Source organism: Halococcus sediminicola, assembly GCF_000755245.1.
In the GTDB taxonomy this organism is placed as follows: Archaea; Halobacteriota; Halobacteria; order Halobacteriales; family Halococcaceae; genus Halococcus; species Halococcus sediminicola.
In genome coordinates this window covers 61290-85364 of record NZ_BBMP01000023.1, presented here as the reverse complement: position 1 = coordinate 85364, position 24075 = coordinate 61290, and the positions used below count along the sequence as shown (strand labels likewise).

The following is a 24075-nucleotide window of genomic DNA, read 5'->3' as shown; positions in this document are numbered from 1 at the left end:
GAGCGCGTGTCTTGCAACCACTCTGGGAAAATCTTCCACTACGTGAGTGCTCTACAGAAGGCTGGAATCAGCTGACAACATATTCATACAATTGAAAGGTCATGGAAACAGTCACCTCTGCAGATGGCACGTCAATTGCGTACGAACAAATTGGGAGCGGGCCGCCGGTCGTGCTGATCCACGGTACTGTCGGCGACCATACGCGTTGGGAGCTGGGCGACGTTCGGCCCGCGTTCGCGAAGCATCACACCGTCTACGCGATGGACCGGCGGGGCCGGGGTGGAAGTGGTGACGCCCCGGAGTACGACCTGGAACGAGAATATGAGGATATCGCTGCAGTAGTCGACTCTATTGACGAGCCCGTGCACCTGCTCGGCCACTCCCACGGCGCTACATGTGCCCTGGAGGCATCCCTACTGACCGAGAACCTCCGGTCGCTGATCCTCTATGAGCCGCCGGTTCCCTGGGAGATCGTCGGCCCGGAACTCTTCTCCGAGAAGACGGTGTCCGAGATGGAGGCGCTTCTGGAATCGGGTAAGGACGAAGTGGCGCTCGTCATGTTTATGCGCGACCTCCTGAAACTCCCGGAGGAACGACTCAAGGAGCTCCGCTCGGCCCCGAGCTGGCAGGGTCGGGTGGACGCGGCCCACACGTTGCCACGCGAGGAGCGGGCCCGTTCGGCTATGAATGGGACCCGGGCCGCTTTATGGAGATGACCACGCCGACACTACTGCTCGGCGGCGAGAGCCCGAAGTGGGCCAAAGAATCGACGGAGGTGGTCCACAAGGCATTCCCGAATAGTCGGATCGCGGTCCTCGTGGGACAGGGACACGTCGCGATAAATACCGCACGAACTCTTCATAGACGAGGTATTTGCGTTCATCGGCGAGTGGAATTAACAAAATCTCGCCAGGCCAAATATCTGATAAATCTTCTCTATCTTGCACGGAATTTCAGGAAGCTGCTAGAGAGTTCGATAGGTCCATGCTGAATAGACAGCGCGTATCTTGCAAGTTCCAGCTCATGCTTATCCTGCTTTCATTTTGTCAACGGTTTGGATTTGCAATCATATGCCCGGGTGATCGGTTGGTCTCATGTGATGGTTGCGGTAGTTGTAGCAACTGACTATCCATCTGCGGTCGAATACATAATCGACTTCAGTTCAAAACTGGTCACTCTCGGCTGATCGTACGGACCTCAACACGAGTCCCGACCGGCCAGCGGCCTCATCTGATATGTATAAGCACGCAATTGACAATACGATTCTATATTCTTGTATGACGTTATATGGGCCGTCTAGGTCAAACGCAGACTTGGAGGAGACTTATGAAAACGAATATCGAACAGAAAAAGAAAATGAGCGGGTTACAGAAGATAGGCGGTGTTGCCGCACTGACTCAGGCCGTTGTCTATCTGGTAGCGATGGTGTTGTTCCTCGGGATTCTTATCCCGGCTGGCTACGGGACAAGCACCGATCCGATTCAGAACGTCGCCTTCCTTGCAGACAATCAAACCGCGGTGTACACCGTGAACGTACTCATCTACGTGGCGTCAAGCGTCCTCGTGGCGGTCTTGGCACTGGCGCTCTACAACCTGCTGAAGGCCAACTCGCCAGTGCTTACGCAGACGGCGACCGTGTTCGGGCTCATCTGGGCCGGCGTGCTCATGGCTACAGCCATGATCGCAAGCATCGGTCTGACCACCGTCGTCGATCTCTACGGCCAGGACCCAGCCCAAGCGGCGTCGCTCTGGATGGCGATCGAAGTCGTGCAGGACGGTCTAGGCGGCGGCACTGAGATCGTCGGCGGCATCTGGGTGTTGCTGGCGAGTCTGGCAGCCCTGCGGACCGGGGTGTTTCCACGCATCTTAAACTACCTCGGCGCAGTGATCGGGGCGGCGGGCATCGTCTCAGTTGTCCCGGCTCTCGGCGGTCTTGTGGACCTGTTCGGACTCGGGGCCATCGTGTGGTTCGCATGGCTCGGGATTGTCCTGCTACGCACCAGCCCGAGCGCGCTCGAAGCACAGCAGACCCGACAGAAACCTGCCGCTGATCAAGCGTCGACTTGATCCAGCAGCTTTCCTCGTTCCCCTCGTGAAGGGGCCACGAGGAGGCAAATTGTTTCAAAGTGAACCGCATGACCAACCACCGGATAGCCTTTCGGCGAAGGAGGATATCGGGAGTCGGAACTCATTGATCCACGACTCAGTGTTTGAGAGGTAAAAACCTCGATATCGACTTTGGCTGGCTGTCTTGTGGAGCAAACAGCCATGCTCACTCCAAGCCTAAGCGGTCAGAACAGTGTCCTACCGATAGTGAGCAATCGCGGCCGAGAGCCGGTAGTGGGCAGCGATGAGCGTCGAGACGCGCTATACGACTACCCCTCAGCGATACCGGGCGGCTGAAGTGCGGGACTCTCGCACCACGGAGTGGCGTTGCACATCAATCGCATATGCTCGTGTTCGTACATAGCGAAGATTGTGGTTAACACGTCGCTGCCGACTAATGGTTCGGATATTAAATCAGAGGAGCAACAGAGATAGGTCGGCTTCAACTCTCAGTCCGAGTCTTCGGCTTCGCTCTCATTAGAGTGAAGAGACGAAACTGCTGAATTGGAGGGGTTTTGTAAACGGTCTCGTGCTGAAGAAAGTTCACCATCGACCGATTCTGTAGGTGCAAAATTCATCATTCCTGTTGGTGTTTTCTCCATTCCATTGTAGATCGCCTCAATTCCATCTTGAGAGTAAAGTTCATGCCAAAATGATGTTCCCTCTGGATTCTCAGCTAGTTCATCCCATAGCTCGCTATGGGTACCAGTATATGTCCACTCTTCAAGCGAATCAAAATCTTCCCAATACTGCCGAATCACAAAGTGAGGCGGCAGAAGCGAGTGAATTTCCTCTTCTATGTGGAGCAATCCTTCCGGCGTGAGTTCCTTCGAATCATCAATTCCATTCACACTTTTAATGATCTGATAGCCGTATCTTACCAACTTTACCACGCCCTTCAGCGAATTTGCCCGCATACCTGCCCGAATAATGACTAAATCGGGATGATTCGATAAGTTAACTGTTTGTCTGCTTCGTTCAGTCATCGTATCTACTCATGCACGGAAGGACCATTAATCAATTCACCGACGACACTGGCTATTGGTAAAAAATATATGACGTAAACCGGATCTGGCCGCCAAAGATTTATTCAGCAAACCAGGACTGTACGGTAGAAATGGAGCCAGATGATGACATCAATTATATTGTCAATTCTGACAGTCAAATTGCTGTGCTGAGAACATTGCGAGGTCGGTCAGAGCCAATTATGAAACGCGAACTAAAAGCTGAAGCTGAAGTCTCTCGATCAACGGTCAAAAGGGCAATCAACAATCTCTCTGAGCGAAATTGGATTGAAGAGGCTGGGCGGAAGCGGTATGTAATCACCACTGTCGGCGAATCTATAGTGGAGCGATATGATGAATTCTCCAGCACTGTCGTTGGCGCGCAGACGAAGACGCAACTCATCAATCAATTGGGAAAGCACGTTGAACCACCATCGATTGATGTATTCAGTGAGGCGGAGGTGGAAGAATACCCCACCACAGACCCAATGAAAGGTTGGAATCGGGCCGATGATGAAGTCTCACAGCAAATCGAGACAGGTTTGAATTTCTATCGAGGAATGAATCCTATTGTCAGCACGAAAGGTAACGAAATTGGGCGTAAGTTGCTTGATGCGGTCGATGAAGCCGAACTGATCATTGACGAAGACGTGCTTGACGCATCAAAGGAGAATTACACCGATGAATTAGATGAAGGATTAGCAGACGACAGCCTCGAGATATATGTTAGCCATCAAAGAATACCTATTACGTTAGCGATTTACAATGATGAGCGAGTCGAATTATCGGTTCACGACGAGCAGGGTCATCCCATCGGAGGAATTCGCGGCACGAACGAGAAATTGGTCTGCTGGGCAAAGGACCTCTACGAGCAATATCGGGCACAGTCGTTCTCAATAACGAATTTGTTACAAGAAACTGGATAGCTAATATCACCCCTCCCCTTTCTTCGTTGGAATTGTAGAGCACTCGATGAGCGGATAAAAAGCCGAGTCTAAACTATATAATTACTGAGTGTTTAAATCACGGTGTGGTGCATTCGGTCACGGCATGAATGTTTAATCTCGCAACCCAGAGTGGGCAATGAACGAATGACAACCGCTTCGGGTGAACTTGCGATCGCGGTAGGGAAGCCATCATTCTTCAGAGATATCCGTGTCGGCTACGAACTCTGCCGGTTCGGCATTCGAGTCATGAAGATAGCGACTACCGAGATCAGTGAGTGCGTAATATGCCCGTGCCTCGTCCTGAAACGGCTGGTAGACAAGTCCATGTGTCGAAAGCTCTTCACGCAATCGCCGGCCGACATGCTTTTCGGAAGGTGCGGATGCGCCATGCTCAGCCCGGAGATTGAGCGCGATCGCCTTTGGCGGCATGGCGACACCCGTTTCATCAAGCAGACGCAGAATGTAGCCGTCTGCTCCAGTCATCCACGGTACCAGCGGCGGCATTGACTCTCGATATGCCCAGACAGGGTTTTAAGACCCATGGAGTGCGGGGCTAGATGCATCATTAGTCCCACAATACTCTTGTAAGGGACATATTTATTACGATCGCTCTCAAAGACGGCTAATGTCAGAGGCAACCGGATGCACAAAACCGCACCCAGTCGACGCAAGCGATGTCAGCAGACGTCGAGCAGCGGGTGCGGGACGGACGCTCGGCTCACGGGCGTTTGTCGTCAGTGCGGGCAAACTCGACTTCGCGGCCTGAGTGACTTAGGATCACTCGGAATCGGTCGAACCCGCACTGACTGGCTCTGGCATCATCGGAACGCTGACTCGTTCAAACTCAACCAATCCAATGAGCCACAGCAACTCGGGCTACGGTGTCAACCCACCTAAAGGCACCGCACGTTCGCAGGGCGAACAACATACCAATCAGTCAGAAACTACCGACAGCGAAACAGTCGAACCCGCCTGTCGCACGGTGAAGATGGGGCGCGGAATCGACCGTCGAGAGTGGCGCGAAATGCCCTACGTCGGTGGCACGAACACGTTCTACGAGCCATGCAACTGGCCAGAATGCTACCCCGACGGCCCTCCCGACGAGAGCGAAACCGAGACGGTCGTGCGGAGCTGTCGTGCACCCACGGTCTATCACCGGCCGCGAGACGACGGCACGCCAACACACGAGACCGACGATCCTGAATCCACCGCGGACGACACCCGAAGTTTACAAGACGCTATCGAGACGATCGGACCGATTAGCTCGCTGACGGACCTCCAAGAGGGCCAGCGGGTCGCGGTGGAAAACCGGAAACACCCACTGTGCGTCACCGAAACCACGAGCGAACCGGATGGAACGATCGGTCTTCGCGGTCCCGAAGGAGGTGAGTATCAGGTCGAGGGGCGACCGGAGTTCCCGCAACCATACTACCTCTCCGAAGCCGGCTACCTGAGTGAGATCATCCGTGTCCGCGTCGAAACCCCGGCGGAGGCCGTCTAAGAGGCTGAGTGGATGCACCCCACCAGCTGCCGCTCCCATCCTCTCATGGGTTCTCGACGGTCCCTCAGAACACCGTACATCGCTCCGACCACCAACCGCTGCACCGTCAGCCCACGGCAAGGGCTGACGAAGCAGTGCCCAGGAGAACGACTTGAATACCTCTCCTGGGTGGCTCACGGCAAACACAGCCATCGCCCGACACACAGCGGCGTTGCTGTCTCTCGTTGTGACGACCTGCGTACGTCGGCGACACGCGAAGTCAGTAAGTACGACGGTTCCCCCGACCGCCAGCACTCCAACCCAGAGCCACAGCGAATGGCCGCACGTCAGGGAGCACACGCCCACCGACACGAACGCGCACAAGCCGCCCACCACAGCGACCGCGAGCGCGCCCGGCAAGCTCGGGCACGACTGTCCCGCGCGAAAGAAGCCGTGCGGTATCGCCATTGCGAGCACGCGACGCTCGCGACCGATAACGACGACCGCGCCGGCCCTGGCATCGGCGACCGACAGGGGGAGGTGGCCTGATGCAGATCGACGCTTTCGGGCGGGTTGTCGACGCCGACGTCCCCGAGACGATCCAGTGTGCCGTCTGTCACGGGACGGCCGAACAGCTATCGAGCGCGTGGCAGGGCGAGGGCATCGCCTACCACAACTACCAGTGCCGTGCCGATGACTGTCCGGCCACCGGCACGATCGTCGAACACGATAGCGGTGAGCAGAGGCCGGTCGGCCCCGCGTTCGGCGACCCCGACCTCGCCATCCATCTCGTGACGCGCGAGCAGCGTGGCCACTCGGCGACCGGCCAAGCGTGAGCGACGCAGTCGAGCGGTACGACGGTCCATCCAGTCGTCAGCGTCGGACCGACGTGGCTCACCCATGAGCCACCAGTCAGCCGTTCCCGATAGCACCGCGACCGGCCAAAGCCAACCCACCGATCCGCATGCGGGGCTCTCGCTTGTCCCGCCGGGCAGCAACAGCCAGCGCACGCTCGATACGCCCGCCATTCGGAACATCGGTCCCCGGTTTACCGAGTGGTTACCGGCCGTTCTCGACGCGCTCCTCCCAACGATTACCCATACCACACGCGAACTCGCCGTTCAGCATGACCCCCGAACCCTCCAGCATAACCGACCGTACGGGTTCGCGGCCGCCCTGTTCGAGACCCACAACGTCGGCACTGCACCAACGGCGACGACGCCCACCCACCCGTTCACCGACGCCCTCGCGAAGTTCGCGATTTCATACGCCGACGTCGAACCCGACGAGTTGAGCGAGCGCAAACGCGACCTCTACGACTACGCTCGCGACGAGATCACCGGTGTCGGCACGCGTGATCTACCGGGTGCGCCGACCGGCCTCGACGCCCTGCAGGAGACGATCATCCCATTACTCGCCGCCGGCGAGCAGACACCCACGATCGTCGTCAGCCTCGATGGCCCCGCGTGGGAAGCCATCGACGATGAACGGACGGCCGCCCGCGCTTGCGACACGCTCGCAGTGCTCGCCGCCGTGGTGGACATCCGACTCATCTGCTCGCCACGACTCGACGCCCATCTCGAACGCACCCACCCCGACTGGTACGACGAGCATCTTACTGACGCCGGGGATACCCACCGGGACCCAGCCCCCGATGAGGCGAGCGAGAGCGCGCTCTCGGCGGCGTGGAACACCATCGGGGAGTTCACCCCTGGCGGTGGCCGCCTCCGGCTGCTCGCGGCGCTCGACCCGGCCGGCGAGCGCGAAGTGCGCGACCTCAAAGCCGACAGCGAGATCGAGCTTTCGGCGGGGGCAATCGACCGCTACGTTCGTGAATTCGCCGACGAGCACGATCTCCTCGCCATCGACACTCGGCCGAAATACAATCGCGTTTCGCTCACAGAAACTGGAACGGCCGCACAGGAGCTTATCGGCCCGGAATATCGTGTTTTCCATCCTGAGCAGAGCCAGTTCAATAACGACCTTACTCGCACCCCTCACGACACAACAAGTAGAGTGTGTCGTGCCGACGCCGAAGAAAGGTCCACCCCAACCACCGGCGGTGGCGGTAGCGGTGCTGTGTCGAGTGCGGCCGCCTCGTCGTCGGCACACTCGCTGCCGGCGGCCGCTCCAACCGCGGAAGACTGGCTCGCGGCGACCGGTGACGCTTCCGCCGATGGCTACACACAGTGGCTCGGTGGTCCTGAGGGTCGTCTCGACGCCTGGGCAATGCACGACCGGCTCCTCGCCGGCCGTCAGACCGAGGGCATCACCCTCGTCGACGAGCCGGTCGAACCGTTCGAAGACGGCGAAGTGAGCTACGTCTCCTGTTTCGACGATCACGCCCAAGTCGTCGTCCAGTGGGGTGGCCCCCTCGCCACACTGGTCCGCGTCACGAGCGCCTTACTCAGCAAGCAGATGTTCTCGAAGGTGCTCCCACCCTCGGTAATCGGCGACGAGCTTGACGAACTCTACGATGGCGCGCTTGAGAACGCGACCAACGATGTGCTCCGACTCGGTGCGCAAATCGGCTGGTTCTCCGAGGACGAACAGAACTACGACGGCCTCCGCGAGCGCTACGGCGAGATTCGTCGCCGATTGCTCGCGAAGCTCGGCGACGTCATGGATGGCGATGCGACCGCGTGGAGCAATCTCTGTCGGGACGCCCATGGCCTGCTCGCGTCGGCGACACAGCTCTATCGGGCGGTCGGTGTCGATATCACAATCCACATTCGTGTCCCCGATACCGCACAGCTACGGACCGGCGAGGGCAGGTATCAGGACTTTCTCGATTTCTTCAAACACACGGTGCCGAAAAACGCCGCCTACGGTGTCCATAGTGTCTATCGCCTGCTGTACGAGGAGCGAGTTGACAAGCTCAAACACCGAATGGGCTACGAGTTCGACGACGACCCGACCGCCGATCTCACAGCGTCGTGGGTAGTCTCGGGACCGACCGCCTCGACGTTCCGTGAGGACATCGAACGGGCTATCGCGTCGAAAGCGACCGACGTTCGTGAGACCATCCAGGAGGGCACCGAGCGCGGCGTCAGCCTCACGATTCCGGTCGTCGACGGCAACGCGTACGGGGCGCTGCGCCGCGTCGTCGACCGCCACGCCGACCGGAAGGGCTTCGCGACACTCGATTCTGACCAACGGCGCAGACTCGTCCGGCTGGCGACCGCGACGCTCGGGAGAGAGATGGGCCGATGTTCACCGTATGGCCTCGCCGAGGCGTTGCTCAGTATCGCTAGCGCTCGCTCAGCGAGCGCACCGCTCACCACCGACGATGTTGCGTCGGGTCTCGCCCGGCTACCAGCCGCCCGTCTCTGTCCATCACTCCCGTCGACGATGCGGAAGGCTCTGAAGACGCTACTGGTCGCCGACGAACCACTCGGTCGGTCAGCGATCGTCGAGCGGGCTGGCATCTCCGAATCTTCCTACGACCGCCATCTCGACAAACTGGCGGCCGTCGGTATGGTCGAGTCGGTTGGGAATGGCGGCCACAAGAAGTGGCAGGCGTGGCTCATCCCGTGGTGGTCGCCGCTCGCTGACGTCGACGCCCCACGGACGGCCGACAGCGACGAAAGCAGTCCCACGCCGGCGTCCCGGTGGGACGACGTACTCTACGACATCGCGCTTGATCTTGGCCTCAACCCCGATTACGAGCTGTTCGCCGGACAGGTCGATATCGACGAGGTGTTCGCTGCACTGCCGGCACTGGATCGATGGCGTGGGTTCGTCGCAGTGCACTACGGGTTCGACGCGAATGCTATCGTCACTCTCGAGAGCGCTGTAAGCACGAGCGAGAGTACTGCTAGCCAGATACCCGGAACCACCGCTGCCGTCGAGATCGGGGCATCCTTAGACGACAGACAGGTATCCCTTCACGAGGAACCTGATAGTAATCCGCGGAAGTGTTCGGACTTTCTCATATGATAGGTTCCTGTATCGCTGAAATCAGCGTGAGCGACTCAGAGCGCGTATCAATCACTGGACTCTGTGTACTCCAGCGCCATATATATGAAGAGTTCAGTTCATAAGGTACGATAGGCATATTACATATCCAATCGACAAGTTTAGTCATGGTACGGATTCGTCACGGGCGAGAAGGAGACAGTGCGGGAATTTCCAAGGCCCATGTGGCGTCCATCCAAGGTATCGAGGGAGCAGCTTACAGCGAGGAAGAACTCGCACTCTGGGCAGCTGGAGCTTCGTCAGCCACCTACGCAATCAACGATCCAAAGGTAGTGTTTCTAATAGCAGAAGCTAATGATGAGATCGTCGGGTTGGCAGAGGCGTCATTCGAGGGGGTAGAACTCAACAAGCTGTACGTTGACCCCACGTACCAGAACCAAGGGATTGCAACAATGCTAAGTGATGAGATCGATACGCGAGTTCGCTCTCATGGAATTGACTCACTGTACGTCGAAGCATCGATGAATGCAACACCGTTCTATGAACGGATTGGCTACGAACAGATCGGTGCCCACCAGAAATCAATTGTCGTTGATGCGGCCTCCGCAGATATGAAAATGATTGATATGGAGAAAGAACTTCGGTAAATTCGCCCCCGGTACCTAATGACTATTCAATCACTGAAAACGAGAACCCACTAACAAGTGCTTGTTGAATGTATCCTCTCTATCTCTCAACAATCCTAACAGCGACTGGAGAATTTCATACAGAGATGCGAGATACAAAGCGCGTATCTTGCACGTCCCCACGCTCATACTTATCCCGCCCGCGCCGCGGCCCCGTAGGGGCCGTGAGGCTCCCGAGATCGCGGGAACGACCGCCAGAATACACCTTACACGATGCACTGCTGAATCTTGATTATCGCATCAACTAATCACCACAACTATATGATTCGCGGGGGTGTTCCGTGATATGAAGATCTGCCTATGAGCATCCTCGATACTCTTCACAAACGCTCACTATTCAGTCCGCAGAACAAGCGTCTAGTGCGATATCTTCTCGTTGGCGCACTCGGATTTGCGATCAATCAGATTATCTTCGTACTCGCATTCAATGGAATCGGTATTCAGTACATCATTGCTGGACTTCTCGGCAGCGGGGTGAGTATTTTTGCCAACTACGTGATGAACGATAGTTGGACATGGAAAGATAGTGGTGCAGCCGGTATTGTTCAATGGTTCTGGCGTGGTATCAAATACGGCGCGACGCGGGTTGTTGGGGTTGGTATTGGTTCGATAGCGCAGATTGTTTTTGTCGAAATTTTTGTGATTGACCCTGTGATATCGAACGTTCTCAAAGTCGGTGTAGGCGTACTATGGGGATTCGGCGCGAGCGAGAAGTGGGTATGGAGTTCCAACAAGTCTTCACGAAATGAATCCACCACCTCGGCTGCGAATAATGATTAGCATGAACAACTGACCGTAGATAGCTGAAAGAACTACCCTGTAAACAGGCTACGCTCTTTATGTAGCAATTCGGTGGTAAATTGCCGAGTGGCTGCTTACAGGGTGTAGTGAGTGTTCATTGGGTTGTCTCCTAGCTATGGCAGACATTTTGAACATCTGTATAGAAAGCCATAACGGAGCAACCATCGGATACGTCAGTATGTCATCGGGAAGCTTTCCGACTTCTTGGACTGACCCGGATTATGTGGCGACTGTCGTTGGTGTTCTCGCATTGGGTGTCCTCGTATTCTACACTGCGTTGAGCGATTCTGGTCTTCTAGTTGATGAAGTGGTTTTCGTGGTGCTCGTAGTAACTATACCAGCGACAATAGCCCGCGAAATCGCTCGTCGCTGGTTGTAGGATGGTTCCTGCGATCCGGCGGGCTGGCGGGATAAGCATAAGCCTGAAGCTCGTGAAACCTGTCTATCTGGCAACTACACGGGTTGTACGGCGAGAAGAGCGCAGTCCTAATTCTACGTAGTCTATCTCATCGTTGAGCGCGAGTCGATATGCAAGATACAACCTCTCTATCCAGCACGCGGCTCCTGCTGGAAACTCGGCAGTTCGTATAAGCGGTGCTGAATATAGGGCGCATATCTTACAGGTTCCAGCTCATGTTTATCCTGCCAGTGCCGGGGCGGCCCCAGAGGAGCCGAGGGTAGCACGCGTCTATTCGTGGATGAGGTAGCTATGATGAATCTCGGTTTTCAAGTGCCGCTCTAATGTTTTGGTAAGTGCGGTCGAAGTCCGACTCTTCGTATGAATTCTCTGGCCAGAGGTCTAACCCATCGCCAGAACGGCGTGGGGCAAGGTGAATATGAAAATGTGGTACAGACTGCTGGGCAGCTCGTCCGCTATCATGTAGTAAGTTCATACCGTCAAAATCGCGGTCGTAGAGACATTCAGCGATAGTTCTTGTGTGCTCCATCACCGCTCCGAGCGTTGCTTCAGAAATATCGAATAAATTTTCGTAGTGCTCTTTGGGGATTACCAGTAAGTGCCCTTCAGAAAACGATTCGAGAGGAGCGAATGCAAGCGTTTCGTCCGTTTCATCGAGGATTTCAGCGTCTTCCTGACCCTTGACAATAGAACAAAATGTGCACTCCATACCGACACATCGCCATCGTCTGTCTTAAGCATTGAATTGTGACCTACTAGAGGCGATTCGCTTTCTCTTCCCCTATTAGCAGCCACTCTTCTGCTTGCAGGTCAGTCTGAGAATAGCGATAACGGCTAGGTGCGAGATACACGCTCTCTATCTCGCACGCTGTATCTCCCAACTACTGGAGAAGACTCGTGCAAAACTATGGATTGCTCCGATAATCCTATAGACATGACCGCGAGAGCATTCGGCTGGAACGGGCGAACGGTGCGAGTGCGACGACTTGATTCTACGGGTCGGAGCCGCGCACACTCACGCCGGTCGAGACCTCGTATTCGACGTCAACCACGCTCGTCGAGAGCACGTCGGCCAACTCCGACGTCATGTCCGGGTAGTCAACGGCTTCCTGGAGAGCGGGTAGCATCGTGGTCGTGAACTCACAGGCCCCATCTACCGCGCCGGAGCGGGTGCTCTCGCCGAGCGCGTCGCCGGCGTCGTCGTAGAGGTCGGTTCGCATGCGTACTTCCCGCCAGTTTCGATTCTCATACGGGCTAATTTTGTACATCGCCTTCGCAAAGGCGTTCTGCTCGGGTGAATGGGTCGGCTGCTGTCTGCTGTCTGTCGCGCACTCGTCTGACTGCTATAGATTTACGGACACGAAACCGACGGGTTCGGCGCTCGTTTTGCACATCGAGCGCTCTCGGTCGCGATGGTTGATGCGCAAAATGAGGATTGGCGTTCTGTCGGCGTGAAACCGCGCGGAGTTGCACGCAGAGATGTGGTTTCGCGGTTTACTCGTGCTCGCTACTTCAGGACGACAGTTGTAGTGATACACTTGCGTACATGTTGCACAGCTGAGGTTCTAACCTCAGCGAATACGGTCCTAATGTTTAACAATGCTTCAGGCAGTAATATGGCTTGTCATGGTCCGACACAACAGGCGGTCGTTCCTCCGGTTGACGGGCACAGCACTCGGTGCTGCAACGCTCGGCGCGGGCACCGCAACAGCAGCTCCCTCCGACTCGCGCTTTTTCATCAACCTCCGCGATGTCGACCGTTCAGAGGTTCCTGACGACGTCGAGATCATCCACGACCTCTCGCAGGCCGACGTCCTCGTCGCACGCGGCGATCAAGAGCGTGTGAACGGCACGACGGCCCCCGATCGCGTCATCGACCGAGGCGACGACCGCACCGGTGCCGTCAAATCACGCGAAGGACCGACCACCGACGGCAAGGGGTCGAGTCACAACCACGATGGCGCCCCGAAAAACAGTGAGTTCCAATGGGACAAACGCGAACAGGACGTCAGCAACGAACTCACCGACAAACCGGGTGGCGGTAAATCCATCCACGACACGACGACCGGTACAGGTACTCGCGTCGCCGTCGTTGACTCCGGTGTCTACGATGCCCATCCCGACCTCGCGGACGTCGTCAACGACGAACTCTCGGAGAACGTTTCCGAGGACCCCTACGACTGGCGGCCCAATGGGGCCGGCAGCCACGGCACGCACGTCGCCGGTATCATCGCGGCGACCAACAGCAACGACGGTCCCGATGGCGGGGTCCTCGGAACGGCCCCGGACACCGAAATCGTCTCCTACCGGATGTTCTCCGGTCAGGAGGGCAAACAGGGCGACGGCTACGCCGGCTGGGTGAAAGCCGCCGAGGCGGGCTGTGACGCCATCAACTACAGCGTCGGCTTCCCCGCGCCGTACGTCTACGTCGACGAGTATCCCTACCTGACCGAGGAGTTGCGCATCGCTGAACAGGTTGCCGAATACGTCCGCTCGCAGGGGACGGTCATCGTCAACTCCGCAGGCAACGACGAACTCAACATGAACCCCGAAAACACCCTCAGCATACCCACGGAGGCCGAGGGTGTCTTCGGCGTCGCCGCGACCGGTCCCATCGGCTGTGGCTGGGGCGGCAAGCACAGCGACAACGAGGCGAAGTGGCTCACGGGCAACCGGCTGGAGGACCCGACGGATTCCCCGGCGTTCTACACCAACTACGGGAACGCCGTCGACGTGAGCGCCGCGGGCGGCGACGCCGACCTCGACGCGCTCGACCGGATTCCCGAAGCCGAACGCGACCTCGTCTACTCGACCATCGTGAAGACGACCTACGAGGATGGACCGGACGACGACGAGGACGACCCAGTCAACAGGCCGAGCGAAATCGTCGACACGGAACCGGGGTACGGCTGGAAGGCGGGCACCTCGATGGCTGCCCCACAGGTCGCGGGTGCGGTCGCACTTGTGCGCTCGCTCCGACCCGACGCGAGCGTCGAGGAAGTCGAGAGCCTCATCCAAGAAACTGCAAGCGACGCGCCCGGGGGCGAAACCTACCACGGAGCCGGTCACCTCAATCTAGAGCGCCTTGTCGAGCGCGCCTGAAAAGTAACGAAGACGCCTTTTTCCTCGATAAGAGGGCAAGAGAGCAACAGAGGCTAGGTGCGAGATATATCCTCTCTATCCAGCACGCCGCTCCTGCCAGAAACTCGGCAGTCCGTGCAATCGCTGCTGAATACAGAGCGCGTATTTCATAGCGGATACTCGTATTCCTCCCTCTCGTCCGCTCACGCGGTCCACTCTTGGGAGAGGATTGAGTACATTTCTCTATCAACGTGTTCACCATCATGAAACGCATCGTCTCGCTTTGTGCCCTCGTGAACGAATCCAAGCTTCTCCACGATCCGCTTCGAAGCCTCGTTAGACGCAACAATTGCAGCTGAGATTCGGTGAAGCCGCAGTTCCTCGAAACCGTGAGTGATCGCCAGCTGGGCAGCCTCGGTCGCAGCTCCTTTTCCTTGATGATCAGGATAAATCCAGTATCCGAGATTGGCCCAGCCGCGCCGTTCATTGATTGGCGCAAGCGAGACATTCCCGAGGCGCTCGTCGCCCTCGCAGACAAGCAATTCCACAAATTCACCGTCAGAGATAGGATCAAACCACTCCTTCTCGTAGCGCTGGCGGTTGTACGGTAGGTCGCCTCCTGCGTACTGACGCACAGCTGGATGGTTGATACTCTCTTGGAGGAATTCGATGTCATCCTCTTCAATAGTTCGCAGGTCGACACTGTCGCCCTCTATGAAGACTGATCTTGACATATGGATAGAGAGTTAATCCGCCCGTGGCTTATGATTGTGCTGACTAAGCCTCTCTATCTCGCACACCAAATCTGCCAGCCCTGGGGAGGTTAATTCCGGAGGTGTAAGATACAAGACGCGTATCTTGCAGGTTTTAGCTCATTCTTATCCCGCCAGTGCCGACGGCTCCGGAGGTGCTGTGAGGGTCTCGCGACGGGTATCACGGTCAGGAGGTGCTCTCGCTCGTCGATATCAACCCCGACATTCATCGCTTGCTGAAGTAGTAAATACAGCCAATACACTATCCGGTGCCTGACTGCGTTCCTGAATCATCAAGTGGCTCAAGATCGAATTGCCAGTATAAGATAAACAGTCCAGCGTAGAACCCCGCCCACGCATACCAACCGGGCGGCCCTTGCTGGATAAGAGGTTCCGCTGCCCAAAAGACAAACAGCAGTAATGAAAGTCCTAACCACCACAGACGGTTCTTTTCACCGGTTTTAATATTAGCGAGGTAGCCGAACACACCGATTATGCCAAGCACTCCCCAGCCGAGTCCACGTAGCTGAGGAGACGAACGCTGCTCCCTCTTTGCTTCTCGATAGACATATTGGCCGATGAGCGTCCAGAAAAAGAGAAACAGCACTCCAGTGTAGAGGAGTGTCCTACCGGATACGCTCAACCACTCCATGCCTGCCCTTAGCTTTCTGAGACATTAAATCCCTATACGAAAATCAGAAATAGCTTACACTACCCGGTTGACGCTAAATCAGTGACACCGCCAAATCAAGATGTGCCTTCAAGTGCGACGATCACTACGGAGTCTCTGTCCACGTTTCGGGCATCTGCGAAAGTCTTCATTATTGGCATCCTGATGGGAAGCGCCGACGCTGTTCCTGGTATCTCTGGTGGAACGGTCGCACTTATTGCAGGGATCTATGGACGCTTAATCGAGGCTATCACAGCAATTACTCCCTCCCGCTCTTTCGATCTGTGCAAAGCAGTATTGCCAATCGGCTCCGGAAGTTCGAGACACCACGCCAAGCTGATTCTCAGGGAGTTCGATGCGATGTTCGTTGCCACCTTGCTCACTGGGATCGCCACAGCAGTGGTCATTGTTGGACGGGTCGTCGAGTATGCAGCGGCACGTGTTCCTGTGCTCCTCTTTGGGTTGTTTTTCGGCCTCATCGCCGCTTCCGCAGTGATTCTTTGGCGAGAACTTACGATAGATACGACTGGTCAATGGCTGGTGGCAATCGTGGGGTTCTCTCTTGCATTCGTGCTTTCTGGTAGTGTACAACTGCTCGAAGAGGGTGGCCTTGTGGTTGTCTTCGTTGCCGGCGCAATCGCAGTGAGCGCGATGATCTTGCCCGGGATTTCTGGCTCTCTGCTGTTGATTATTCTCGGCCAGTATATTCCAATGTATGATTCACTCAACAGCTTCCTGGATGGGATCGGTGGAGTGGTTACCGGTGGTGCGTTTGAAACGGTTATTGCCCCTGGTCGGGAGGTCTTCACGTTTCTCGTGGGTGGTCTGGTAGGTCTGTTCACTGTTGCCCGCCTCATCCGAGGACTACTCAAGAGAAATCGAGAAGCAACGCTAGCATTTCTTGTTGTCTTGGTTTTCGGAGCACTCCGTGCACCGATTGCGGAACTCTCTGGTACTGAAGGGGTTGACTGGACATTGGTAACAATCGGAGAATTCGGTGTGTTAGCGTTTATTGGAACGGTCTTAGTCTTGGTTCTTGATTGGTATGCAATCGATATCGATTTCGGTAGTCTGTGAAACCCTATTTCATATCTTGTTTCTTTCTAAGAGCACTATCAGTCACAATTGGCCCTACGCCTGCAGAAGTCGGCTAGACGGATTCGTTGTGGCCTCTTTGCTGACTATAACCTCTGAATCAGTCAGGCGAGAGCTGGCAGAGATACGGTAGTTCTGAACGAGGGTGCTGACTACAGAGCGCGTATCTTGCACACCCGACGGTTGCATTTCAGGGGAAAGTCAGCGAGTGATCCCAACATTTTGTACACCAAAATCAGGGGTTGATTGTTTGAGATGGAGGGTCAGTATTTCGATACTCCGACGCACAACCTCGTGCAGTTGTGTGGGAACCGGTTCCACTGGCTTCGTGGCTTGTGCTTGTTCCACCTATGGACCGGTCCCAAGGGAGCTATGAAATACCCTTAGAGACCGGTGATCGCTCAGTGTCACTCTTGGGTACCAATACCGATAAACTTCCGCCATATGCGAATCACCAATTGATACTCGATAAGCGCGAACCCCAAGACGATGATGAGAAATCCGATGAAGACACTGACGGTGACCTGACGGCCGAATATCACCCAGCCCAGTGGGGCAGCGACGATTGGTTGTACATAAAAATTTAGGCTTGCTCGTGAGGGTCCAATGCGATTGATGAGCTCGAAATGCGTTACGTAGAGGATTCCTGTTGCGATAACTCCAAGCACGAATAGTGCGTACACCATCTGTACAGTCCACTCAACGTCAGCCAGCGACCCACCAAATCGGAGAGTCACCGCGTGATTGAACAAACCGGCTAACAGTGCTCCCCAGGCGGTCAGCGTGATTCGCGGCATTGATGGATCGAGACGCTGAGTCAGTACGCTGCCCAGTGCGAATACCACAACACTTGCGAGCATAATACCGACCCCGACCACCCGGGACGTCAGGAGGGCCGCTGGGGTCGGATTAGCAACAATGAGTGCTCCAATGAATCCGAGACCGATCCCCACCACATCGGATCGATCAAGGCCCGCGGCTGGGAGGATCAGCACAGCAAAAGCCGTCATTAGCATTGGCATGAGGCTATAGGCGATCGCTCCAACTGCACTACTGATATACTGTTGGCCAGCCAATAGTAGCGTATTCGTTGCTCCCAGAGTAAAAACGCCAGTCAGGGTCACTCCGATGAAGTCACGGCGGGTTTGAGGAAGCCAATACTCGTACTGGAAAGCAACAATCGGAACTAACAGTAAGCCGGCGACGTCAAGGCGGAGGGCAGCGAGGACAAGGGGTGGCGCATATGGCAAGCCCATCTTTGAGCCCACAAACACGAGTGCTCCAATCACGCAGTACACCCCGAATAGGCCAGCATTCTGTTGGTCTGATCGAAGAGGTAAGCGCACCTATATTCCCCCGATAAGCGGTTGGACCTGTCCACCGACACTAAACATGGACTGGACAGCCACCGCCGTTCCAATGAACCAAAACAGCAGGAGCGTCAAAGTACTAAGACCGACCACGGCAGCAAGTTCCCCGAAGATCGCCAGCGTGCCGAAGCCTGCTATGGCGAACACGATCAGATGGCCGACCGTCGACTCGTCTACCAATACGCGAACCTGACTGACTATCATGTTCATAGTCGGTTCACACAGTTGCTACAATAGATATACACTGAGCTGCTGTCGGTTTTACAGCGTGGGCATACCGTACAGCCCGATCTACTGGGGTGTTGCGCGGGTAGGTCGGTATCCATCCCTTTCAGTGAGATGCCCCGTCCTCCTATCGGCATTCGCGAGAGGTGAGAGTAGGTGAACATGATCGCACCGAGTATGGGAAATATGCCGATGGACTCAATGGTCGAGGGCTCGCTCGAGAGGGAACTCATCTCTGGACCTCGCTAACGGAACCATCGACTCGACGATTCCGTTTCAGTGAATACTGATGCGGAGAGATTCCCCATGGGTTCGATTCCGGTGTCATGTATGATCTGTAGGCACGACACTCGATAAGACTGAGTTCGTATTATTGTAAACGCGACTCGAAATTGAGTTGATTAGCGCGGAGCTATCAGTATGATACTGACCATATCACTACTATCAGTGCGAGATCGGGGAGCAAACTAACGGACTTACTGCAGTCAGTCTTCGCCTGTCGGCACGACCGGCGCTGAGATGCTCTCGGATCGCTCAAGTTCGTCAGCATTGATAGCGTCGAGGCTGGCTCCAACTTCGCCGAGGGCAACCGTGGCCGCCCACGCCTCGGCTCGGCGCAATCGGTAACGAAGCGTCGTTACCGGAAGATCAAGATCAGTAGCGAGGTCCTCCAGCGTTGCGTTACGTGGGTGGTCATAGTAGCCCATTCGCACGGCCGCTTCGAGCGCCTGGCGCTGCTTGTAGGGCAGGTCCGTACCATACTGTGGCTGGCGAATCCCCGCCCAGCGTTCGGGTGTGCCGACCCGACGAACGGCGAGCGTGACACCATCCGGAAGGTCTTCCTGCAGCGTTCGGCGGAACGCGCCGACATCTCGATCAGTTGGGATGAGCACGCGCCATTCGTAGTACGGGCCACGCTGAGTCGCGTCGAACACAAGTCCATCTCCGAAGGTCTCATACGCGAGATAGCCGAGCGAAGAACAGTAGCTCATATCTGTTACGTGCCGGTAGATCGTTCGCGCGGTTGGTTCCTGCTCGATAACCTGGTATGAGGGCGTTGCGTCGCAGTCAGGTGTGGGGTACGTACAGTCGTTACAGTGCTGGTCGAAATAGACGGATTCGAGCGCGTTGAGGTCCTGTTCGGAGCCGGTAACCCGCTCGACCCGCCAACCGCCATCAGAAGTGACCGACATGTTGAGGGTTGTCGCTACGATCTCCGGATGGTCGATGAAGAAATCGCGTATCGGATGGACATCACGATCGTATTCGAGGAGAAAGACGTATTCGCGCATATCGAGAGTATTGGCAACGTACTCACTTAATCTACAGGCCCACTCCGGCAGAAGGGTTTCTGCTGCATAGGCAGCGACCCATCCACTCTATAGTGATCTCGGTATTTTGATCCATACCGATCGAGAGCGAGAAATAAGGCTTCGCATGCGTTCATCGCAGCATCGGTGGGGCGGTATTGATATTTATGAATCCAGCTCCAGTACTGTTGCTAGACAAAATGTACTCAACCTCTTCATCTTTATCGGTGTGCTACTGGCATTAGTAGGGTAATTCCGTTTGGCATCGGCACTATTCGTGTCTGTGTAGTTCCACGCTGGATCGATGCAGCGCTATATTCGGCTGCCTGTTTCAGTTACATTGGCCGAATCGAGCAGTTCCATCTTGCTCGACATCGCTTGGATTGCCATTTGAGATGCGCCCTGGTCAAAGTGTGAAGAAATCGTCTCACAAATAGTTAGAATTTATCCCCCGAGAAGAGGCATTATCAGTCGCAATGTACTCTACTCCAGCAGAAATCGGCTAGATAAATAATTACGATCTTTTGCTGGATACAGCCTCTGTATCTCGCACGCTGATCTCAGTCAGTCACGAATCTGGCACATTAGAAAGTATGAACACCACTGCGAATCCCTATATCATGTGGGTGGTGGGCCTACGTCCCAACGCTTATCTTTGTAGGGGTTCAACCCCTACGTAGTCGATGGCACCAACGACCGAGGTGTTCAGAGAGAGACAGATACCTACCCGAACGGAGACCGATACCGAATGAAGGTGTTACAAGTGCCGCAAAGCGACAATTATCCGCTCGGCCTCAAATACAGCTTTCAGGACATGGCCGCGGATGGAACGCGCTACTACGCTTCGACAACTATCCCGATCACCCGAACGTAAGTACCCATCACCAACACACCCGTGAGGGTGCCGAGAGTATCGAATATACGACCATCAACGATCACATTTCGCGATTTCACGAGAAAATGGACGAAATTCATGACCAACGACACGCCTGACGTCGACGACAGTATCGACAGCGAACCCTTCGACATGGGACCCGAAGACGCCGAGTATCCGCCCGTGCTGCGGATCACCGCGAATCCCCAGGAGAAAGCTCGGGCATCCTCACGCGAGCGGCTAGAGGACTGGCAGGCCGGCGAGACAGTCCCGCACGTCATCAACTTTCAAGATCCAGAGATGCTTCGGAAGTTGCTCACCACCCGCCGACTCGAACTTCTTCGGAGCGTCATGACCGAGCGTCCGGACAGCATTCGCGACCTCGCCGATCGGCTCGATCGCGGCGTTAAAGAGACCGCCGACGACGTGAACCTGCTCGCCGACTACGAGATCGTTTACTTCGAGCAGGACGGCCGCGCGAAGCAACCCTACGTCCCGTACGAGTCGGTAAAAATCGAAATCGAAGTCGAGGCGACGGCGACCGACGAGGGCGAAGAACCCGCACCGGCATAGTCTTCCGAGAGCCGTTTGGTTTCCCCGACACCACGACTGAAACAGGAAGATCCACTCAATGATGCACCTATAGGGATTAGCACCGATCCTCGGAGTTTCACGTCACAGGAATCCGGTTTATATTACCGCAAAACCCGAACGATGGCTTCAGAACAGGGGACCGGCGACATCGAAGAGGTTCCGATGTTCGAGGATAATAACAAATACACAGTGCTTCAGAACAAGTCAAGAATTGAACACGAATATAAGTGGATTAGTTACGATGGCCCGATGATGACGATCGAACGATAGCAGAAATTCAAAGCGCTTTCAAGAGTTGCTGAATGTATGGATTGTTCCCCCAGCTTCGATGGCGCCCCATGACTGAGAGCAGTTGTCGTGCCTCCGCCGCGGTTATGTGCTCGTTGCGCGCGTAGTCACAGACCAGACATGGGGCGGGAACAATCCGCGATCCAGTAAGTGCAGCATGGATGAGTGCGAAGTTCGTCCCCGCGAACTCGTCGGTGAGGAACCCATCGACATCGCGTGCGTTCGCGAGGATAATTCCAGCGGTTTCGCCCTCATCGAGCCCGTACGTGGGGAGCGAACTCTGGGTATCTGACCGCTGGAGCGGATCCTCAACGTGATAGTGAGCGCTCGCGGCAAGAACGTTCGTCGCGGCAGCCGCATGGATGTCGGTGTACTGCGCGGTGGTTCGTAGCTCAGTCTCGACCTGTGTCGGCACGTGGACAGTACAGGAGGTGAGAAAGAGCTGTAATGGGTCTGGATCGGTCGTCGTATCGTACGTTGCGTCGGCTGCTGGCACGGCCAGACTGATGAGTGCGCTCGTATCGGCAACGGTGGTCTGCATTGGAGGGACTTGGAGTGGAGAGCGCGGTTAGTCTCGCGTGTTGGTGTCGGATTCAGCCGGATCGGCGGTTTGGCGGTCACCATCGTAGATATCGGTGTCGCTCGGAGAAGGCAGGTCAAGTGGTTCACGGTCGATATCACGCTTCAATAGCCGGAATCGTTGGGCAACATCGGCTCCGACGAGCTGCTTGGTCGTCTCGAAGTCCAATCGGTCTTCGTAGTACTCGTTGGCGACGATGCCCTGAAATGAGTCGTCGCTGGCGGTCTCATCGACGTACTCGCGAAGCGCCTCGTTGAGGACGTCTGTTCGGTCTTTGTCGAAGATGGTTGCGATAGCGTCGACTCGCTTGATGAGGTGTTCCGGCGAGTGAAAATGAACGCGTTGGGTGTCTCGATCAGTGCTCATGAGTCTATGCACATATTCTGCACACGGACTCATAAACGTTAGCGTCTATGTGCAAACCTTGCACATCGAACGTTCCGGAGGTCTTCGTTCACCTGCAAGCTCCACCCTTTAGCGCCTTATAAGTTAGCTGACCACATTCACCTCGCATGGCCGATATGCGAGTCGCGGTACTCAAGTCCTATGGTGAACCGCTCGAACTCCAGAAAATTTCTGAACCCAACGTCGCCGACCATGGTGTCGTCGTTGACGTCGAAGCGTGTGGTATCTGTCGGAGCGACTGGCACGCGTGGCAAGGCCACGGCGAGTGGGCCAATGATCAGGTTCCGCTGGGTCAGATTCTCGGGCACGAGCCGGCCGGTCACATCGTCGACGTCGGAGCCGATGTGACTGCACTCGACGTTGGTGATCGAGTTGCGGTCCCATTCAATCTTGGCGACGGGACGTGCCACCAGTGCCGGAACGGGCATGGTAACGTCTGTATAGACGGCTACGCTCTCGGTTTCGAGGAGACTGTCCCGGGGGCGTTCGCCGAACAGATTCACGTACCACACGCCGCGTTCAATCTCACTCGGCTCCCCGACGAGGTTACCATGGATGCGGCGGCAGCTCTCGGCTGTCGGTACGTAACGGCGTTTCACGCGCTCGCCCATCGGGTATCGCTCACTGGCGGCGAATGGGTTGCGGTGCACGGCTGTGGTGGACTCGGTCTCGCGGCCGTCCAGATAGCGTCCGCGCTCGGCGCAGGGGTGGTCGCCGTCGACGTTCGTGACGCTCCGCTGTCGATGGCAGGCGACGTCGGTGCAGATGCCACGGTTCGTGCTGACGAGGAGTCTGTCCCCGACGCAATCGACGACGTGACCAATGGCGGCGCTCACGTCTCGATCGATGCTCTCGGACGGGCAGAGACGTGTCGCAACAGCCTAGCCAGTCTCCGGGCCCGCGGAACGCATGTCCAGCTTGGATTGACGACGGACGCTGAGCGTGGCGAGTTTGCGCTCCCGATCGACCAGGTGACCCGCTGGGACGTCTCGTTCCTCGGGTCCCGGGGGATGCCGCCCTCGCGATACGATGAGCTGCTTCGGCTAGTGCAGTCCGGGCGAGTTGATCCGGGAGCGCTCGTCACCAACCGTGTGGCACTGTCGGACGTATCAAATCGGCTCGCCGCGATGACAGAGTACGAAACACATGGGATCGAGGTCGTCACCGAGTTCTGACGGAGAGCATTCGTTCCGGCTGCAGTCGCGAGTGAGGTGTTGGTAGACTCAGTGTTGTATTGCTATAGTCGGTCGGTGTAATCAGGCAGTTCTAGCATATCATCGGCCAGCGCCAGCATTCGATAGCTTCGAAAGTCAGCTTCTCTGCCCTAAAGGGCGGAGCTTGCAGGTAAACTCCCACTCTGGCCGTCGCGGCTCTCGCCGGAGGCAGGTGAAAACTCACCATTCGCGCTCAGTGTTCCCTGCTTGAGGGCAAGTTGACGGTTTGCCCGTCCGGACGGAGACTTTTGCTCCGA

General features: G+C 56.3%; 25 protein-coding genes. 14 read left to right on the top strand and 11 right to left on the bottom strand.

The genetic code is table 11. From position 1 onward, the window contains the following. The first annotated feature begins 101 nt into the window (after positions 1–101). Both ACP97_RS14675 and ACP97_RS14670 read left to right on the top strand, forming a co-directional pair. On the top strand, positions 102–716 hold the full coding sequence (locus tag ACP97_RS14675; protein WP_202593630.1) for an alpha/beta fold hydrolase: 615 nt from the start codon (positions 102–104) through the stop codon (positions 714–716). 610 nt (positions 717–1326) lie between these two features. Next, entirely contained in the window at positions 1327–2067 is a 741-nt protein-coding gene (locus ACP97_RS14670; protein ID WP_237561184.1) for a DUF4386 family protein, read from the top strand. A 488-nt stretch (positions 2068–2555) separates the two neighbouring features. On the opposite strand, the gene ACP97_RS19175 is transcribed toward ACP97_RS14670, so the two are convergent. Then, positions 2556–3092, bottom strand: a complete 537-nt coding sequence (locus ACP97_RS19175) for a phenylacetaldoxime dehydratase family protein (protein ID WP_079977647.1) — start codon at positions 3090–3092, stop codon at positions 2556–2558. Positions 3093–3223: 131 nt separating this feature from the next. Here ACP97_RS19175 and ACP97_RS14665 point away from each other — a divergent pair, with 131 nt between their 5' ends. After that, the gene (locus ACP97_RS14665; RefSeq protein WP_049998590.1) at positions 3224–4036 is read left to right on the top strand and encodes a helix-turn-helix transcriptional regulator; all 813 of its coding nucleotides are present in this window, start codon (positions 3224–3226) and stop codon (positions 4034–4036) included. A gap of 210 nt (positions 4037–4246) precedes the next feature. Here the strand turns inward: ACP97_RS14665 and ACP97_RS19170 are convergent, their stop codons facing one another. Further along, positions 4247–4561, bottom strand: coding sequence for a hypothetical protein (locus ACP97_RS19170; RefSeq protein WP_237561183.1), 315 nt, complete (start codon positions 4559–4561; stop codon positions 4247–4249). Between the two features lie 352 nt (positions 4562–4913). Between ACP97_RS19170 and ACP97_RS14655 the strand changes: the two genes are divergently transcribed. From ACP97_RS14655 to ACP97_RS14630, 6 genes are all read left to right on the top strand, one after another. Beyond that, positions 4914–5558 (top strand): hypothetical protein, encoded by a 645-nt coding sequence (locus ACP97_RS14655; RefSeq protein ID WP_049998588.1) that lies wholly within the window; start codon positions 4914–4916, stop codon positions 5556–5558. 315 nt (positions 5559–5873) lie between these two features. Beyond that, positions 5874–6086 carry a hypothetical protein gene (locus tag ACP97_RS14650; RefSeq protein WP_049998587.1) on the top strand — a complete coding sequence of 71 codons (213 nt, stop codon included), beginning with the start codon at positions 5874–5876 and terminating at the stop codon, positions 6084–6086. Then, positions 6086–6373: a hypothetical protein gene (locus ACP97_RS14645; protein WP_049998586.1), complete on the top strand. Its 288-nt coding sequence runs from the start codon at positions 6086–6088 to the stop codon at positions 6371–6373. Before ACP97_RS14650 ends, ACP97_RS14645 begins: the two co-directional genes overlap by 1 nt. Positions 6374–6437: 64 nt before the next feature. Continuing rightward, positions 6438–9476: a helix-turn-helix domain-containing protein gene (locus ACP97_RS14640; RefSeq protein WP_202593629.1), complete on the top strand. Its 3039-nt coding sequence runs from the start codon at positions 6438–6440 to the stop codon at positions 9474–9476. Positions 9477–9622: 146 nt separating this feature from the next. Then, a complete protein-coding gene (locus ACP97_RS14635; protein ID WP_049998585.1) occupies positions 9623–10102 on the top strand; it encodes a GNAT family N-acetyltransferase in 480 nt (159 codons plus the stop codon). Between the two features lie 339 nt (positions 10103–10441). After that, positions 10442–10921: a GtrA family protein gene (locus tag ACP97_RS14630; protein ID WP_049998584.1), complete on the top strand. Its 480-nt coding sequence runs from the start codon at positions 10442–10444 to the stop codon at positions 10919–10921. Positions 10922–11649: 728 nt separating this feature from the next. On the opposite strand, the gene ACP97_RS14625 is transcribed toward ACP97_RS14630, so the two are convergent. Both ACP97_RS14625 and ACP97_RS14620 read right to left on the bottom strand, forming a co-directional pair. Further along, positions 11650–12069, bottom strand: coding sequence for an HIT family protein (locus ACP97_RS14625; protein ID WP_049998583.1), 420 nt, complete (start codon positions 12067–12069; stop codon positions 11650–11652). Between the two features lie 283 nt (positions 12070–12352). Next, a complete protein-coding gene (locus tag ACP97_RS14620; RefSeq protein WP_049998582.1) occupies positions 12353–12580 on the bottom strand; it encodes a DUF7692 domain-containing protein in 228 nt (75 codons plus the stop codon). Between the two features lie 406 nt (positions 12581–12986). Here ACP97_RS14620 and ACP97_RS14615 point away from each other — a divergent pair, with 406 nt between their 5' ends. Continuing rightward, a complete protein-coding gene (locus tag ACP97_RS14615) occupies positions 12987–14462 on the top strand; it encodes a S8 family peptidase (protein WP_049998581.1) in 1476 nt (491 codons plus the stop codon). Between the two features lie 182 nt (positions 14463–14644). Here the strand turns inward: ACP97_RS14615 and ACP97_RS14610 are convergent, their stop codons facing one another. Together ACP97_RS14610 and ACP97_RS14605 are read right to left on the bottom strand one after the other, a co-directional pair. Continuing rightward, positions 14645–15175: a GNAT family N-acetyltransferase gene (locus ACP97_RS14610; RefSeq protein WP_049998580.1), complete on the bottom strand. Its 531-nt coding sequence runs from the start codon at positions 15173–15175 to the stop codon at positions 14645–14647. A 280-nt stretch (positions 15176–15455) separates the two neighbouring features. Next, positions 15456–15845, bottom strand: coding sequence for a hypothetical protein (locus ACP97_RS14605; protein ID WP_049998579.1), 390 nt, complete (start codon positions 15843–15845; stop codon positions 15456–15458). A gap of 183 nt (positions 15846–16028) precedes the next feature. On the opposite strand from ACP97_RS14605, the gene ACP97_RS14600 reads away from it, so the two are divergent. Then, positions 16029–16940: a DUF368 domain-containing protein gene (locus ACP97_RS14600; RefSeq protein WP_202593637.1), complete on the top strand. Its 912-nt coding sequence runs from the start codon at positions 16029–16031 to the stop codon at positions 16938–16940. Between the two features lie 425 nt (positions 16941–17365). Here ACP97_RS14600 and ACP97_RS14595 read toward each other — a convergent pair whose 3' ends face one another. The 3 genes from ACP97_RS14595 to ACP97_RS14585 form a co-directional block, all read right to left on the bottom strand. Beyond that, on the bottom strand, positions 17366–18247 hold the full coding sequence (locus ACP97_RS14595) for a DMT family transporter (RefSeq protein WP_049998686.1): 882 nt from the start codon (positions 18245–18247) through the stop codon (positions 17366–17368). Between the two features lie 57 nt (positions 18248–18304). Continuing rightward, positions 18305–18538, bottom strand: coding sequence for a hypothetical protein (locus tag ACP97_RS14590; protein ID WP_049998577.1), 234 nt, complete (start codon positions 18536–18538; stop codon positions 18305–18307). Between the two features lie 500 nt (positions 18539–19038). Continuing rightward, on the bottom strand, positions 19039–19845 hold the full coding sequence (locus tag ACP97_RS14585; protein ID WP_049998576.1) for a helix-turn-helix domain-containing protein: 807 nt from the start codon (positions 19843–19845) through the stop codon (positions 19039–19041). A gap of 766 nt (positions 19846–20611) precedes the next feature. On the opposite strand from ACP97_RS14585, the gene ACP97_RS21075 reads away from it, so the two are divergent. Together ACP97_RS21075 and ACP97_RS14580 are read left to right on the top strand one after the other, a co-directional pair. Next, on the top strand, positions 20612–20737 hold the full coding sequence (locus tag ACP97_RS21075; RefSeq protein ID WP_272913454.1) for a hypothetical protein: 126 nt from the start codon (positions 20612–20614) through the stop codon (positions 20735–20737). 99 nt (positions 20738–20836) lie between these two features. Further along, positions 20837–21310: an HVO_A0114 family putative DNA-binding protein gene (locus ACP97_RS14580; RefSeq protein ID WP_049998575.1), complete on the top strand. Its 474-nt coding sequence runs from the start codon at positions 20837–20839 to the stop codon at positions 21308–21310. A gap of 298 nt (positions 21311–21608) precedes the next feature. On the opposite strand, the gene ACP97_RS14575 is transcribed toward ACP97_RS14580, so the two are convergent. Further along, a complete protein-coding gene (locus ACP97_RS14575) occupies positions 21609–22160 on the bottom strand; it encodes a hypothetical protein (protein WP_049998574.1) in 552 nt (183 codons plus the stop codon). 27 nt (positions 22161–22187) lie between these two features. Beyond that, positions 22188–22565: a ribbon-helix-helix domain-containing protein gene (locus ACP97_RS14570; RefSeq protein ID WP_049998573.1), complete on the bottom strand. Its 378-nt coding sequence runs from the start codon at positions 22563–22565 to the stop codon at positions 22188–22190. A 155-nt stretch (positions 22566–22720) separates the two neighbouring features. Between ACP97_RS14570 and ACP97_RS14565 the strand changes: the two genes are divergently transcribed. Continuing rightward, positions 22721–23779: a zinc-dependent alcohol dehydrogenase family protein gene (locus ACP97_RS14565; RefSeq protein WP_049998685.1), complete on the top strand. Its 1059-nt coding sequence runs from the start codon at positions 22721–22723 to the stop codon at positions 23777–23779. The last annotated feature ends 296 nt before the right edge of the window (positions 23780–24075 follow it).

Bases quoted from the DNA above. Each gene is read 5' to 3' on its own strand.
- ACP97_RS14585 (WP_049998576.1), bottom strand. From the start codon at position 19,845: ATGCGCGAATACGTCTTTCTCCTCGAATACGATCGTGATGTCCATCCG.
- ACP97_RS14580 (WP_049998575.1), top strand. From the start codon at position 20,837: ATGACCAACGACACGCCTGACGTCGACGACAGTATCGACAGCGAACCC.
- ACP97_RS14590 (WP_049998577.1), bottom strand. From the start codon at position 18,538: ATGAACATGATAGTCAGTCAGGTTCGCGTATTGGTAGACGAGTCGACG.
- ACP97_RS14635 (WP_049998585.1), top strand. From the start codon at position 9,623: ATGGTACGGATTCGTCACGGGCGAGAAGGAGACAGTGCGGGAATTTCC.
- ACP97_RS14645 (WP_049998586.1), top strand. From the start codon at position 6,086: ATGCAGATCGACGCTTTCGGGCGGGTTGTCGACGCCGACGTCCCCGAG.
- ACP97_RS14620 (WP_049998582.1), bottom strand. From the start codon at position 12,580: ATGCGAACCGACCTCTACGACGACGCCGGCGACGCGCTCGGCGAGAGC.
- ACP97_RS14570 (WP_049998573.1), bottom strand. From the start codon at position 22,565: ATGAGCACTGATCGAGACACCCAACGCGTTCATTTTCACTCGCCGGAA.
- ACP97_RS14610 (WP_049998580.1), bottom strand. From the start codon at position 15,175: ATGTCAAGATCAGTCTTCATAGAGGGCGACAGTGTCGACCTGCGAACT.
- ACP97_RS14675 (WP_202593630.1), top strand. From the start codon at position 102: ATGGAAACAGTCACCTCTGCAGATGGCACGTCAATTGCGTACGAACAA.
- ACP97_RS14565 (WP_049998685.1), top strand. From the start codon at position 22,721: ATGCGAGTCGCGGTACTCAAGTCCTATGGTGAACCGCTCGAACTCCAG.
- ACP97_RS14630 (WP_049998584.1), top strand. From the start codon at position 10,442: ATGAGCATCCTCGATACTCTTCACAAACGCTCACTATTCAGTCCGCAG.
- ACP97_RS19170 (WP_237561183.1), bottom strand. From the start codon at position 4,561: ATGCCGCCGCTGGTACCGTGGATGACTGGAGCAGACGGCTACATTCTG.
- ACP97_RS14600 (WP_202593637.1), top strand. From the start codon at position 16,029: ATGGGAAGCGCCGACGCTGTTCCTGGTATCTCTGGTGGAACGGTCGCA.
- ACP97_RS14665 (WP_049998590.1), top strand. From the start codon at position 3,224: ATGGAGCCAGATGATGACATCAATTATATTGTCAATTCTGACAGTCAA.
- ACP97_RS19175 (WP_079977647.1), bottom strand. From the start codon at position 3,092: ATGACTGAACGAAGCAGACAAACAGTTAACTTATCGAATCATCCCGAT.
- ACP97_RS14605 (WP_049998579.1), bottom strand. From the start codon at position 15,845: ATGGAGTGGTTGAGCGTATCCGGTAGGACACTCCTCTACACTGGAGTG.
- ACP97_RS14615 (WP_049998581.1), top strand. From the start codon at position 12,987: ATGGTCCGACACAACAGGCGGTCGTTCCTCCGGTTGACGGGCACAGCA.
- ACP97_RS14670 (WP_237561184.1), top strand. From the start codon at position 1,327: ATGAAAACGAATATCGAACAGAAAAAGAAAATGAGCGGGTTACAGAAG.
- ACP97_RS14625 (WP_049998583.1), bottom strand. From the start codon at position 12,069: ATGGAGTGCACATTTTGTTCTATTGTCAAGGGTCAGGAAGACGCTGAA.
- ACP97_RS14650 (WP_049998587.1), top strand. From the start codon at position 5,874: ATGGCCGCACGTCAGGGAGCACACGCCCACCGACACGAACGCGCACAA.
- ACP97_RS14655 (WP_049998588.1), top strand. From the start codon at position 4,914: ATGAGCCACAGCAACTCGGGCTACGGTGTCAACCCACCTAAAGGCACC.
- ACP97_RS21075 (WP_272913454.1), top strand. From the start codon at position 20,612: ATGAAGGTGTTACAAGTGCCGCAAAGCGACAATTATCCGCTCGGCCTC.
- ACP97_RS14640 (WP_202593629.1), top strand. From the start codon at position 6,438: ATGAGCCACCAGTCAGCCGTTCCCGATAGCACCGCGACCGGCCAAAGC.
- ACP97_RS14575 (WP_049998574.1), bottom strand. From the start codon at position 22,160: ATGCAGACCACCGTTGCCGATACGAGCGCACTCATCAGTCTGGCCGTG.